10 protein-coding genes are annotated in these 14,810 nt (G+C 46.4%); 6 read left to right on the forward strand and 4 right to left on the reverse strand.

Translation table 11 applies throughout. From position 1 onward, the window contains the following. Positions 1–7: 7 nt before the first annotated feature. Positions 8–877, forward strand: coding sequence for a protease HtpX (gene htpX, locus J3U76_RS02990; RefSeq protein WP_208004252.1), 870 nt, complete (start codon positions 8–10; stop codon positions 875–877). A 532-nt stretch (positions 878–1,409) separates the two neighbouring features. Here htpX and J3U76_RS14395 read toward each other — a convergent pair. Beyond that, positions 1,410–2,534: a methyl-accepting chemotaxis protein gene (locus tag J3U76_RS14395; protein ID WP_208004257.1), complete on the reverse strand. Its 1,125-nt coding sequence runs from the start codon at positions 2,532–2,534 to the stop codon at positions 1,410–1,412. Positions 2,535–2,875: 341 nt separating this feature from the next. Here J3U76_RS14395 and J3U76_RS03000 point away from each other — a divergent pair, with 341 nt between their 5' ends. Continuing rightward, positions 2,876–3,595 carry an RNA polymerase sigma factor gene (locus J3U76_RS03000; protein ID WP_208004259.1) on the forward strand — a complete coding sequence of 240 codons (720 nt, stop codon included), beginning with the start codon at positions 2,876–2,878 and terminating at the stop codon, positions 3,593–3,595. A gap of 41 nt (positions 3,596–3,636) precedes the next feature. After that, a complete protein-coding gene (locus J3U76_RS03005) occupies positions 3,637–4,269 on the forward strand; it encodes a hypothetical protein (protein ID WP_208004261.1) in 633 nt (210 codons plus the stop codon). Between the two features lie 185 nt (positions 4,270–4,454). Here J3U76_RS03005 and J3U76_RS03010 read toward each other — a convergent pair whose 3' ends face one another. Next, positions 4,455–6,359: a PhoX family protein gene (locus J3U76_RS03010; protein WP_208004263.1), complete on the reverse strand. Its 1,905-nt coding sequence runs from the start codon at positions 6,357–6,359 to the stop codon at positions 4,455–4,457. 418 nt (positions 6,360–6,777) lie between these two features. On the opposite strand from J3U76_RS03010, the gene J3U76_RS03015 reads away from it, so the two are divergent. From J3U76_RS03015 to J3U76_RS03025, 3 genes are all read left to right on the forward strand, one after another. Further along, on the forward strand, positions 6,778–7,902 hold the full coding sequence (locus J3U76_RS03015) for a NapC/NirT family cytochrome c (RefSeq protein ID WP_208004271.1): 1,125 nt from the start codon (positions 6,778–6,780) through the stop codon (positions 7,900–7,902). Between the two features lie 2 nt (positions 7,903–7,904). Next, positions 7,905–10,370 (forward strand): molybdopterin guanine dinucleotide-containing S/N-oxide reductase, encoded by a 2,466-nt coding sequence (locus J3U76_RS03020; RefSeq protein ID WP_208004273.1) that lies wholly within the window; start codon positions 7,905–7,907, stop codon positions 10,368–10,370. 291 nt (positions 10,371–10,661) lie between these two features. Next, positions 10,662–11,636, forward strand: a complete 975-nt coding sequence (locus J3U76_RS03025) for a transposase (protein WP_208004275.1) — start codon at positions 10,662–10,664, stop codon at positions 11,634–11,636. A gap of 382 nt (positions 11,637–12,018) precedes the next feature. Here J3U76_RS03025 and J3U76_RS03030 read toward each other — a convergent pair whose 3' ends face one another. Both J3U76_RS03030 and J3U76_RS03035 read right to left on the reverse strand, forming a co-directional pair. Beyond that, complete coding sequence (locus J3U76_RS03030; RefSeq protein ID WP_208004277.1) at positions 12,019–13,500, reverse strand: anion permease; 1,482 nt, start codon at positions 13,498–13,500, stop codon at positions 12,019–12,021. A 135-nt stretch (positions 13,501–13,635) separates the two neighbouring features. Continuing rightward, positions 13,636–14,688 (reverse strand): NADP(H)-dependent aldo-keto reductase, encoded by a 1,053-nt coding sequence (locus J3U76_RS03035; protein ID WP_243454025.1) that lies wholly within the window; start codon positions 14,686–14,688, stop codon positions 13,636–13,638. Positions 14,689–14,810 lie beyond the last annotated feature (122 nt).

A 14,810-nucleotide genomic window follows, 5' to 3' on the forward strand; every position in this document is an offset into this window, starting at 1 on the left:
GAAAGGTATGAAGCGCATTTTGTTGTTTATTGCAACCAACTTGGCCGTAGTATTGGTGCTGGGCGTGGTGCTGAACATTGTGTTTTCAATGCTAGGCATAGACCGCAATAGCATTGGCGGCTTATTAGTTTTTTGTGCGATATTTGGTTTTGGCGGCTCTTTTATCTCACTGCTTATTTCAAAGTGGATGGCCAAGCGCGCCTACAATGTACAAGTGATTGATCAGCCGCGTAACGAAGTAGAGCACTGGTTGCTGACCACAGTCACGCGTCAGGCACAGCAAGCCGGCATTGGCATGCCAGAAGTGGGCATTTATCATTCAGGCGATATGAACGCCTTTGCCACAGGTGCTAGCCGCAATAGCTCATTAGTGGCGGTATCCAGTGGCTTAATGAGCAGCATGAGTCGTGATGAAGCCGAAGCCGTATTAGCCCATGAAGTAAGCCACATCGCCAACGGCGACATGGTGACCATGACCTTACTGCAAGGCGTAGTAAACACCTTTGTGATGTTCTTTGCCCGTATTATTGCCAATATTATTAGCAGCGCCATGAGCCGCGATGACGAAGAGGGCGGTGGCTTAGGTGGCCTTGCCTATTTTGGTGTGGTAATGGTGCTAGAATTAGTGTTTGGCATGTTGGCGTCCATTATCGTGATGTGGTTTAGCCGCTACCGCGAATACCGTGCTGACGAAGGCTCTGCACGTTTAGTGGGCAAAGAAAAAATGATTGCCGCATTGCAGCGCTTAGGCCAAGGCTCACAAGCGGAGTTAGAAGGCTCATTAGCCGCCTTTGGTATTACCGGCCGCGGCAGCAGCGAGCTGTTCATGAGTCACCCACCGCTAGAAAAGCGCATTCAAAGCCTGCGCAATCTATAAAACAACGCTGTACGCCATACGTCAAAACACCGCCAACAATGGCGGTGTTTTTGTTTATCTAACCGCGTAAGGCGTATAGCGAACCGTATTTTTTAAGCTTGGTGCCGTACGTTTTGAATCTTTTGTAGATACTCTGTTGGACGTCAAGGCTTTGCACTATATTGTTATGCGCCCTTATTTCGTCTTTGCGAGCGTAGCGCGGCAATCCATTTGTAAGAAAGCGCTACGTCTAACGCTGACCGCGTTACATTAAAGAAAAGTGCGGTTTTGCTTTTTCGTCAGGCGCTCAGCGTAAAGCGTACGGCTGCTTGTTAGATGGATTGCCGCGTCGTTGCACTCCTCGCAATGACCAAAGGGGGGCTCTGGCTTTTCGTAGGGGCGAATTTATTCGCACAAAAACCATGGCACGGCTTAAAATCGGTCGAATGAATTCGACCTTACACACGATTGTTTAGCATGCAGCTGTACACGGCGTAAGGCGTATAGCGAACCGTATTTTTTAAGCTTGGTGCTTGGCGCCGGGCGCTCGGCGCTATTTATCGTTAATCAAACGCCGCAATCTTGTCATTACATCCAAATTATTATCTTCCATGGCGGTTAACGCAGCTAACGCATCGTCATTGCGTTGCTCATAATGCGCCTGTACCGCCTCTTTAGCATACAGATGCACTAACCGGTGTGGCTCTTCAATGCCTGCAAAGTCTAATTGATTGGCATAATGTTCGCGGCCACTGCCCTGATAATACCACTCCCCCAAACGGCACTGAGTTTCATCGGGCAACGAGTCTAGAGAAACTGTCGATAAGCCCGATAAAACTTGATACACAGTAAGCTTAATTTCTAACTCTTCAAGATTCGCCAACTCAATTTCCGACAACATAGCCGCATTACCCAAGGCCCCAGAAGACGCATTAGCCAGCTCAATTAGCGTTAATAAGCGGGTTCGTGCCGTTTCTGCTTCTTGTGCAAGTTCCTCTATCTCGCTACTATTTTCTCGGCTCACACCGGCGACCGCCACGGTTTGATTACGAATGCGCGCAATCACAGAGTCAATTTCTTTAGTGGCATCACTGGTGCGCGACGCTAAACTGCGCACCTCAGTTGCTACCACACTAAAACCTCGACCATGTTCACCGGCACGCGCCGCCTCAATACTGGCATTCAGCGCTAATAAAGATGTTTGATCAGAGACACCATCAATTACATGCACTAAGTCAGTAATGCCATGGGTGTCCGACTCCAGAGAGTTCATCTGCTGCGCCGACTCCATTACATGGGATTTAGCTTCGTTTAGTTGCTCCACTAAAGTATGCATTCCATCACGTACATGCTCAGACTCATCACGGGTTGTGAGCGCTTCATCACGTCGCGTGCCCAGCATTTGCGATAGCTCTGCAAATGACCCTTTAAGCTCAGAGAGTGAGTGACCAAATTGCCCCAAGCCCGACATTAATTTATGGCCCAAATACAGCTGACTTTTAGCAGACTGCAGCTCAGCTTCTTGCTCACCTAGCTGCAACTCTAATTGCTGCTTTTCAGCAATCAACCGCTGTATTTCTTGCTGAGAGTGACTTAATTGATCAGAAAGCTGCGCCGCCTTCTTTTTTACTCGCATTAAAAAACATGCATCGCCTCTATTACTGCCGCTCTCTGCCACATGGTACACCTTAGGGGGATCGCTTTATCGCTATAGACAATATGAAGAGTTAGAGCGGCACTTAATTGTCATTTGGTATGCGTATTTAAGCATGAAGTGCGGCCTAGGTGCGAGAATTATGTGTGAGCCATATTAATGCTCCACTTCTCAGTTTTGTATATAGACGTTACGTTAGTGGAAGTAATCTACGGGTTTATTGCCTAGTGTCGATAATGAAAGGGCGGAAGAGTGTGCGGTTGAAATGAGGGTTGAGAGCAGTAAATTTTAAAATAAATGTCACCAATTTTCATCTGCTGCGTCAAATCTTATAAGAACCCCAAATGTTGATGAGAGAGCCTGCGATGTCTTATCCAAAAAATAAAGTGCCAGTCCCGCTTATTAAACTCACAGATGTGTGCTTACTTGAACGGGCACAGCGTGGTGAAGGGGCGGCTTTTGAATTAATAGTGCGTCGTCATAATCGATCGCTATTTCGGGCGGCAAGGGGAGTGCTAAGGGATGAGGGTTGGGCACAAGAAGCGGTGCAAGAGGCTTATTTAAGTGCTTTTAAAAATATGGATTCTTATCAAGGGCGGGCATCACTCAAAACTTGGTTAACGCGCATTGTTATTAACCAGGCTATCAGTATTAAGCGCCGACAGCGCCCTGAGGTGTCGTTGGATGAGAATGTCATTCAACTTAATAGCCCTCAATCTGAGCAGAGCCAGGCGGTGAGCAATATGAGCGACAGCCACACTCCAGAAGCGGCGGTTAACCAGCAAGAAGCGAAGACTTTTTTAGAGGCGGCCATCCGGCGCTTACCAGAAAATTATCGCAGTGTATTTATGTTGCGAGTTGTTGAAGAGATGTCTGTAGTTGATAGCGCTTATTGCTTAGGCATAACAGAGGCGGCGGTTAAAAAGCGTTTATCACGAGCTCGAGCAATGCTGCGTACCGATCTGATACAACAAGCAGAAAGCCAAGTGACAGATACCTTTGAATTTGCGGGTAAGCGTTGTGATGCGGTTACTGCACATGTAATGACAGAGCTAGTTTGTTTGGGAATAGTTAGGCCTGAATAATATGGCAGCTGTTCTCGCTTTTGAAGCAGAAGGAGAACCCCATGAAAAATACAAAGTTATATTTAGCGATAATGATGGCTGTCTTTACAGCTGGGCCGATATGGGCCGCTGATGTAGAGCGAACAGCTCATGCGCAACACGAGCAAGGTGTAGTGAATATGTTTGGTGGTGCCGTTTATACAGGAGAGCCAGCATTGGCCGTTACTGCGGCATTAATTAAAGCTGGGGGTGGTGCGGAGCATTTTAGTTTTGCTAGTGCTTTGGTGGCTATGTTGGGTGAAGAGACGGTTAATAGTGAAGTTGCCAAACTCACCAAGCAATATGGTGAAGATGAGGTAAATACCTTTATTAGTGGTATGGATGCAGCAATTGGTTATGCAATAAACCGCGTTACTGATGCGGGCATTACTTTGCCGGAGCCGGCTGATCTGACTGGAGTGGCGTTAGCGAAAACCTTAGTAGAAGCGGGTACGGCACCGGATGGCGTTTTTTGGAGTGGGTACCTGTTTGATAAGGCGCTTTCTAATAAAATTCATAATCAGGTAATGGCTGATATCAATGCAAATATTAGTTATGAAGATGACAAAATAACGCATAAAATCCTGAATCAAGCAATGTATGACGTGGCTCAAGCGTTAGCAATGACAGATGTAAAGTTGGCTGATTTGCATTAATAAATGCTAGTTTTCTATCAGAGGCAGCTTGGTATATTTAATACCAAGCTGCTTTTTCATTTGTACTAGTAAGGGGAGGCGGCCACGGGGCACGCGCCCCCGCTTGGCCTCACCAGCAATAGACATTAATCGTTGGGCTCGTAAGCGATTACGACGACCGCCTCGTGTTAGGTGTATCTTATTTATTAGCTGCCGATAATGCCGCCGTCTTCTTTGGTGATCATCATAACGCTAGAGCGAGGAGTGTGGTTACCTCCAAATGGAAAGTGAGAGCCTGCTAAGTCTTCTCCTGGGTGCTGTACCCCTACAAATAATGTTTTGTTGTCTGGCGTAAAAGCAAGGCCGGTGATCTCACAGGCGATAGGCCCGGTTAAAAAGCGCCGTACCTCTCCTGTTGTTGGGTCGGCACAAAGCATTTGGTTATTGCCTTGGCCGGCAAAGTCACCTTGGTTAGAGTATTTGCCGTCTGTTTGAATCCACAGCCGACCTGCGTTATCAAAGCCGATGCCATCGGGGCTGTTAAACATATTATCGGCATTAATATTCTCTGAACCTGCATATATGTCTTGATGTACGGTAGGGTTACCGGCAAGTAAAAATAGATCCCAGTTAAAGGTGTCGTCTGTATGATGCCCATGGCTTGGCTGCCAGCGAATAATTTGACCGTAGTGATTGTTCGCTCTGGGGTTAGGGCCGTTGATAGCTTGGTTATCTAGCACGCCACGATTTTTATTATTAGTGAGAGTACAAAAAACTATGGGCTCGGTAGGGTGTGCTGCTACCCACTCGGGTCTATCCATGGTGGTGGCACCCACTTGTGTGGCGGCAAGACGAGCATGAATTAACACCTCAGCTTGGCTGTTAAAACCACTTTCAGGTGTGATCCCGTGCTCACCTAATATTAGGGGCAGCCACTCTCCGGTGCCAGATAACTCGCCGCCACTGGCGCTGTTAAAACGTGCGACATATAAGGTGCCTTCATCCAGTATATTTTTGTTTGCTTCATTATTATTAGGGTCAAATTTATTATGACTCACAAAGCGATAAATATGCTCCCCGCGCTCGTCGTCACCTAAATACACAACTACATGGCCACTTTTATCGATAACGAGCTCGGCATTTTCATGTTTAAAACGCCCTAATGCAGTGCGCTTGATGGGGGTTGAAGTTGGATCTTGTGGGTCAATTTCGACCACCCAGCCAAAGCGATTACTTTCATTAGGGTTTTTTGCGACATCAAATCTGTCATCAAACAGGTGCCATTGCCAACCCGCGTCTTCTGTTCCTATGCCGTAGCGTGCTTGGGCTGGGGTGATGTGAGCGGATTGCTGGCTGCCAAAGTAGCCGTGTACGTTCTCTTCACAGGTTAAATAGGTGCCCCAAGGTGTCATGCCATTGGCGCAATTATTAAAAGTACCTAATACGCGCTCGCCGTTGGGATCGGCCTGAGTATGCAGCAATGGGTGACCTTTAGCGGGGCCACTAATAGCCATGGGGGTGTTGGCGTGAACGCGGCGATTATATCGGCCATCTTTTTCTACCTGCCAACCTTGGGGGCCATTTTTTAAAGTAAGCACAGACACGCCCTGAGCGGCCTGGGCTTTGGCTACATCTTGGGTAGACATTTTCTGACCCTGGTGCTCAAACATCAGTTCGTAGTTACAATACTCGTTATTGACCACTAAAATAGCGGTTTCTTCATCTAACGAGAAAAAGCTCATGCCATCGTTGTTATCACCAAACTGTTTTAACTGATCAGTGGCCGTATTTTTGCCACCATCAATAAACTCGGCAACGCCAGAAAATAAAGGATCTCCCCACGAAATTAAACGCTCGGCAGTATACCCAGGTGGTACCACTAAGGTATCGGCAGTGCTGGTTGGCACCGCACTAAAACCGAGTAAGGGGCTACTGGTTGCAGCAGCAATAGCACGAGACAAAGGCGACACACTAAAAAAAGCGGCAGCACCTAGGGCAGCCGTTCCCCCTAAAAAACGTCGCCGACTGACTTGTTTCTCTATCATTTGGGTAAATTCGGGAACGTCCGGTCGAGGGTGGTTTTGCTCATCCTTTAATTCAAACTGACTCATGTTGATTATCCTTACTCGCGCGAGGGTAAACTGAGTTAAACGCCATTAACTCAATATTTATGCCGTTAAGGTTAGCGATAGTTCATGGCATTTGGGTGTCGGATTGATGACAGTCATTTGACGTTACGCTGAGCTATCTTGCATTCAGTGCGTGGGCTATTAATTAAAAATACGGATTTGGTTATAAGAAGGGCACTCAAATTTTAGAACGGCTGGATCTTTACTCCTTTAATAAAGCGTCGCCTTATTATTTTTTATGTGATGAAGGTCAAAGTCTTTGCCCATCATTTTTATATTCATCTTATTATTGATTAGGCATAAGTTTTTCCTTATCTCAAATCGATACACTTCTAGTTATATAAATAAAAGTGTCGTTTTCGACTAGCTTGATGTTAGTGAGAAAATAAGGATAAACATAATGAAAAAACGGTATATAGCCATAATCGTGCTGATTGGTGTGGTGGTGGGTTGGCTCACACTGGGTGGCACGCAAGCGGTGTTGCATGCTACTTCTACGCAGGAGTTTTGTGTGTCTTGCCACACTATGGATACGCCATTAAAAGAATACCAAGGCTCGGTGCACTTTAGTAATGCCAAGGGCATTCGAGCTGAATGTGCCGATTGTCATATTCCAACTCATACCACGTTCGATTATTTATGGGCCAAGGTGCGTGCATCAAAAGATGTTTATCATCAGTTTGTTACCGGTAAAATTGATACCGATGAGAAGTATGAACTGCACCGCTTAGCCATGGCTGAAAGTGTGTGGGAGCAGTTACGGGCTAATGACTCTGCTACCTGTCGTGCTTGCCATACTTACGATGCCATGGAGCTGTATGATCAAGCGAGTGGCGCGCGCAATATGCATATCTCGGCGCAACAAGAAGGGCAAACCTGTATTGATTGCCATAAAGGCGTCGCGCATATTGCGCCGCAAATGGAGCTAGATACTTCAGCGTTCGATCACTTATACGACCTAGCTAAAGCTACGCCTGATGATGCCAGTGTTGTTTACCCACTGGATTATATAAAAATGGGAGAGCTGGCCACCATTAACCCAACCGTAGAATTGCAGGTTGAACATGTTGATGCTAATCAGCGTACCGTGACGGTTGCGGGTTATCAGATGACAGGCGCGGAGTCGGTTATTTATCTGGGTAACGGTAAACGCTCGGTGCTGGCGACCTTAACCGAGGCAGGCCAGCAGGCGGTAGTGCTGGGTGAGAGCACTACTGATGAGTACGGCAATGAATGGCGCACCGCGCGTTTAACCGGTGACATTACCGCCCCTGTTTTAGAGTCTAATGAGGCAATTTGGGAATACGGTAATAAACTCGACAGCACTTATTGTTCTACTTGCCATGCCAAAATTCCAGCCAATCATTTTACGGTGAATGCGTGGGGGCCGGTGGCTAAGTCGATGGGCACACGTACCGATATCTCCGATTTAAACCTTGAAATTCTCACTAAGTATTTACAGTTCAACGCCAAAGATGCTGTTTCACCAGCACCCGTTGCTCCATCAATAGAAGAAGGAATATAAGCATGTCTAATATTTCACGTCGTAAATTCTTAAAAGGCTCTGGTGCAACGGCTGGCGCCATGGCGATTGCTTCTATTTTGCCGATGCCTGTGATGGCAAAATATGACATAGGGCGTAGCGACGGAAAAATTTTAACCGCCGGGCGCATGGGGGTGTTATTGGCTGAGGTGAAAGACGGTAAATTAGTGTCCACTACCAATGCGCTTCCTCAAACTGTGGTTAACCACCTGCAAAGCACGGGTCCTTCGCAAGTACACACCAAAGCCCGTATTAAGCACCCTATGGTACGCAAAGGCTATTTGGCGAACCCTGAAAATCCGCAAGGTATTCGCGGTAAAGATGAATACGTGCGGGTGTCGTGGGAGCAAGCCTATCAATTGGCACACGAGCAGCACCTGCGCATTCGAGAGCAATACGGTGCCGAGGCGATATTTGCAGGGTCTTATGGCTGGCACTCCAGTGGCGTGTTGCACGACGCACGTACTTTATTGCAGCGTTATATGGAACTGGCTGGCGGTTATTCCGGCTCGCTTGGCGATTACTCAACCGGCGCGGCACAAATTATTATGCCTCATGTGGTGGGCTCCATTGAAGTGTATGAGCAACAAACTACCTATCCGGTGGTGCTAGAGCACAGTGAGGTGGTGGTACTGTGGGGGATGAACCCGATTAACACCTTAGAAATCGCTTGGACCGCCGCCGATGGACAAGGCTTGGAGTTTTTTCATCAGCTGAAAAAGTCTGGTAAAACCGTGATTGCCATCGATCCTATTCGCTCCGAAACCATCGACTTTTTTGGTGACAATGCACAGTGGATTGCCCCGCACCCTATGACGGACGTGGCGCTGGGCATGGGCATTGCGCATACCTTAGTGAAGAACAATAAACACGATACGGCATTTATTGAAAAATACACCCATGGTTTTGATAAGTTCAAAGATTATCTATTGGGCGTGAGCGATGACGTCGTTAAAGACGCGGCATGGGCGGCCAAGATCTGCGGCGTGTCGGTTAAGCAGATTGAGTTGCTGGCTGATATTTTTTCTAACAACCGCACCATGTTAATGGCCGGCTGGGGAATGCAGCGCCAACAATATGGTGAACAACCCCACTGGATGATCACAACGCTAGCAGCCATGCTCGGTCAAATTGGTTTGCCGGGCGGAGGATTTGGTTTTTCATATCACTACTCCAATGGCGGTAACCCAGCACGTGATGCGGGTATTTTACCCTCTATTTCTTCCACTATTGGCTCAGTGAGTGATACCAATGGCAGCTCTTGGCTAAGTAAGAATAAAGGAGTGGTCAATGCCTTTCCGGTGGCGCGAATTACCGAAGCGCTCGAAAACCCAGGCCAGCAATATCAGCATAATGGTCAGACGCTGACGTTCCCTGATATTAAAATGGTATGGTGGTGTGGCGGCGGCAACTTTACTCACCACCAAGATACCAACCGTTTAGTAAGAGCATGGCAAAACCTAGAATTATCAGTGGTGTCAGAAATTTACTGGACCGCCGCCGCCAAGCATGCGGATATTGTATTCCCGATCACCACCAGCTTTGAGCGTAACGACTTAACCATGGTCGGTGATTACAGTAGTCAATATTTGGCCCCAATGAAGCAAGTGATTGCGCCGCAAGCCGAAGCCAAAAGCGACTTTGAGGTGTTTGCTGACTTATCAGAAAAACTGTTTGCGGGTGGCAGTGAGGTATACCGTGAAGGGCGCGATGAAATGGAATGGTTAAACCACTTCTATAAAATAGCACAAGCCAGCGGGCGCAACGTTCGGGTACCCATGCCTAACTTTTCACATTTTTGGAAACAAAACCAAGAGTTTGAAATGACTTGGAATGAAAAAAATGCCCAGTTTGTGCGTTTTGCCGACTTTAGAGAAAACCCAGTATTAAACGCATTGGGCACGCCGAGTGGTAAAATAGAGATTTATTCTGAAACCATCGCCAGCTACAACCTGCCCGATTGCCCTGCGCACCCCACGTGGATGGAGCCGACAGAGTACACCGGCAATGCCAAAGCAGATGAGTTACAGCTGATGACGGCGCACTCGGCATATCGGTTGCACAGTCAGTTTAACTATGCCGATATACGCAAAGAATACGCAATTGCCAATAAAGAGCCGATATTGATCCATGAGCAAGATGCGCAAAAGCATGGCATTAACAGCGGTGACATTGTGCGGGTGTTTAACCAACGCGGCCAAGTGCTCGCCGGTGCACAGGTGACAAGTGGCATTAAGCCTGGCAGTGTTTGTATTCACGAAGGAGCTTGGCCTGACTTTGATCCTCAGCTAGGCATTTGCCGCAATGGCGGCCCTAACGTGTTAACGTTGGATATTCCTGCCTCACGATTGAGTAACGGCTGTGCCGCTAACTCGTCATTAGTCAAAATTGAAAAGTGGACAGGCAATGCACTGGAGACACAAGCTTTTGAGCCACCGCTAGGTGCTTGAGAATAGTCTGTTAATGGGGAGACTCCTTAGACGCTGACTTTTTCCGCCTGATTTCCAGTTACACTAAAGCCCTCTGTTTATATAAACGGAGGGCTTTTATACATTCCAGAAGCGAAATTTAACCATAATAAACCATCCAGTCTAGTGAGTGATCTCAATACTCATATTACTAATTAGACACCCAGACCATCTAATTATATTCATTAATGTGACACTCATGCGGTATGGTTAAATTTTGCACACTTGTCTACACTTAGTATGTTCAAACCAGAACACTCTAAGGAGGCGGATATGCCTAAGCCACGAGTAGAGCAAATTAGTTTACAGGACACGCCCTTTTACCACTGCGTAAGTCGCACAGTGAGAAGGGCGTTTTTATGTGGTGAAGATAATGTCACAAAACGCAGTTTTGAGCACCGCAGAGAATGGTTAGAAAAGCGAATAATATACCTATCAAAGACCTTTTCTATTGATGTAGCCGCTTATGCAGTTATGTCTAATCATCTGCATTTAGTGTTACATATAGATGCAGAGAAGGTGAAGGTTTGGAGTGATATTACGGTTGTAAAACAATGGCATAGAGTATTTAAAGGTACTGTTGTTACACGAAAGTTTGCCAGAAGTGAGCCTATTGAGGCGCACGAAATTGAGCACCTTAATGAGCGAGTTGCGGAGTTTAGAAATCGGCTGATGGATATCAGCTGGTTTATGCGTTGTTTAAGTGAGCCCTTGGCGCGAAAAGCCAATAAGGAAGATGAGTGTACTGGACACTTTTGGGAAGGTCGCTTTAAATCGCAGGCTTTGCTAGATGAAGCAGCAGTATTGGCCTGCATGACTTATGTAGACTTAAACCCAGTACGTTCACAAGTAGCTACAACGCCCAAAAAATCAAATTACACCAGTATTAAACAGCGCATTGCGGCTGCAAAAAATAGCAAGCAGCCGGAATGTTTACTGCCTTTTATTGGCAATGAGCAAAAAGAGCAACTTAAAGGCCTGACATTTGATGTGCAAGATTACATTGCATTAGTGAATGATATGGGCAGCATACAACGGGATGATAAGCGCGGTGTAATTTGCGACAGGACAGCTAACCTATTGGAAAGGCTGAATATTACACTAGGAAGCTGGCAAGAAATTACGCAAGATTTTAAGATTTTGTTTACAGGCCCTGTGGGTACACTTGAAGACCTAAGCCGTTACTATACGCACTTAGGTCGCCAGCGCCGCTCACACATACAAAGCTGCCGATATTGGCCTCATTGAGGCTGCTTATATTGACCTCGTTGAGGTTGTAAGCGTCTTGTAGCTAAATAATATTTCCACTCTTGAGCTTGAGTGGTTTTGTGCTGCCTAGCATTGGGTATTTTCCTAGATATTTTCTTACTTTTAGCACTTTCACTCGTTATATAGATATTTTACGCCTACTTAATTAAAAATAATGCTCATTTATCATGGTGAGCGGACTTTTTTGGAACCTTTTTATGGTTGTTATACCTTGGCTGGCCTTTTAAGCGGTATGAAGTATTGTGGATGAATTAGTGTTTAAGTCTCTTGGGTGGCAAAACTGAGGGAAGGGCAGCCCTGTAAGGATCAAGGGCTACTTATTATGAGTGTGGTTAAGTCAGTGTGTGGGGTTGAGTTGCTATTACCAATAGCCTAATAGTTTCCACCAGGCGCCGCCAACAATGACCCAAATTGTTAGGTTGACCACACTCATAACAAAGCCGACTTTCCACCATTCGCCTAAGGTCACGTAGCCGGAGTTAAAAATAACCGGAGAGGTGCCGGTCGCATAGTGCGTAAGGGTCATCATAATAGAGGATGAAGCAGCCATCATCAGTACAAATGGCATGGGTGGTGCGCCTAAGCTTAAGCCTACAACTAAGAAGGCACCCATCATGGCAGTAATGTGTGCCGTGGTACTGGCAAAGAAGTAATGAGAGTATAAAAACACCAATACCAATAAAGCCGCGCCTGCGGGCCAGCCCATACCTGCTGTGGCGATAATGTTTTGCATTGAATGAGAAAACCAGTCAATTACGCCAAGTTTGTTTAATTGGCTGGCCATCATAACGAGTGCGCCAAACCATACTAAGGTATCCCAAGCGTTACGCTCTTTTAGCACGTCTTGCCAAGTCAATACGCCGGTTAATAGCAATACAGTTAGGCCAATAAATGCGGTTGTAGTGGCATTTATTGTTAAGAAGTCACCAAAGAAAAGCGCTGGAATATCAGCCCATAATAAAAGTAAAAGGCCAAATACCGACATCATAATTTTTTCGTCTTTTTGTATTGGGCCCAGCTCTTTTAGTTGTTGCTTGGCAAAGCGAGAAGCGTCAGGGGTTGTTTTTATTTGGGGTGGATATAACCAATAAATAACCAATGGCATAAGTGCGAGGGCGATCAGGCCTGGCAATAGCATGGCCAGCATCCAAGTGGTCCAGCTTAACTGTATATCTGCCCCTGTGGCTTGGGCAATTAACTGTACCGTGAGTGGATTTGGGGCGGTGGCGGTAATAAACATAGCTGAGGTGATAGGGTTGCTGTGATAATTAACCAAGGCCAAGTATTTACCAATAAGGTGACTCGTGTTTTGTTCTGGGCCGCTTTTAAAGCTATTGGCGATTGATTGCATAATAGGGTGAATAATCGCACCCCCACGGGCCGTATTACTGGGAGTCACAGGCGCAATAACCAGTTCAGACAGCGCTAAGCCATAGCCGATACCTAAGGTTTTTCTACCAAAAATAGAGATAAAATAATAACCAATACGCCCCCCTAGCCCTGTGTTAATTAAGCCGCGAGAAATCATAACAGCCACGGCAATTAACCAAATTAGAGGGCTAGAGAAACTACTAAGGGCATTACTAATAGATGTGCTGGGGTTATCACTAGTAACGCCGGTGGCAGCGACTAATGCAATGGCTAAAATAGATAAGGCACCAATTGGCATGGCTTTGCCGATAATTGCGGCAATGGTGCCAATAAAAATGGCGAGCATCATCCAACCCTGATTACTTACTTCGGCGGGTTGCGGTAAAAACCAAATAAGTAACCCCACCGCAATAGCAACGAGGGCGGGTTTAATATGTAAATCTGACTGCGTAACAGGGGATGTGCTAGACATAGTGTGTTCCTCTAATAAGTCCACACTATGGTATCAATCATTTCTTCAATATAACGAGGATGAGATCAAACTTCCCTGTTATTTATTGCATCAGTCAAGGTTATGTATATAAAAGAGCTTACGCCTTGCCAGTGATCACACTGCCGGATTAGGAATGGCTTGGTGTAGTGCTTCTATGGCGGTGATAAGTTCAGTACTGAGTGTGATATTAACGCTGTCGATGTTTTCTTTTAGCTGCTCAAGATTAGTGGCACCAATTAAATTACTGGCGACAAAAGGGCGCGAGTTTACAAAAGCATGTGCCAGTTGTACTGGCGTTAAATCATGCTCTTTAGCTAAGTCACAATAGGCGGCGCTGGCTTTTTGTGCTTGTGGGTTTAAGTAGCGTTGAAAGCGGTCGTATATTGTTAAGCGTGCTCCTACTGGGCGGGCGCCATCTTGGTATTTTCCACTGAGCATGCCAAAGGCCAGTGGGGAATAAGCCAGTAATCCCACCTGCTCTCGCAGGCTAAACTCTGATAACCCCACTTCAAAGCTTCGGTTAAGCAGGCTGTATGGATTTTGAATGCTGGCAATACGGGGTAAATTTGCGTGTTCAGCCAGTGTTAAATATTGATGTAAACCCCAAGGGGTTTCGTTAGAGACACCAATATGGCGAATTTTTCCGCTATTAACTAATTCTTCTAATGCGCGCAGTGTTTCTTCAATTGGCACCGTTTCTTCTTCGGGCAGTTGCGTTAACCCTAATTGGCCAAAGTAATTGGCACTACGATCAGGCCAATGCAGCTGATATAGATCGATATAGTCGGTTTGCAGCCGCTTTAGGCTATCGTCTACGGCTTGTATTAGGTTGGCGCGGTCGAGTTTGGCTTGGCCATGGCGAAAGTGAGAAGGGCGCACTGGGTTGCGGGATGGGCCGACGGCTTTAGTGGCAATCACTAACTTCTCTCGTTGGCCTCTGTTTTGTAGCCAGTGACCTATCATGCGCTCGGTGTCCCCTTGGGTTTGCTGGCGAGCTGGAACGGGGTACATTTCTGCGGTATCAATGAGGTTAACACCCTGATCTACGGCCATATCAAGCTGAGCATGGGCGTCAGCTTGGGTGTTTTGTTCACCCCAGGTCATGGTACCTAAGCCAATTAGGCTAACCTTAAGGTTGGTTTGGCCAAGCAAGCGATATTGCATCATCAGTCCTTATGGGTTGGGTTAATAAGGGGTAGGTTAACAGTTATCAGGTATTTAAGTTAAGGAAGTTATGCTTGTTGCCGATACCTTGTATAAGTACTTTTTCATCTTGGTTCATATCACTG

The organism is Oceanisphaera pacifica (genome assembly GCF_017498065.1).
Classification (GTDB): domain Bacteria; phylum Pseudomonadota; class Gammaproteobacteria; order Enterobacterales; family Aeromonadaceae; genus Oceanimonas; species Oceanimonas pacifica.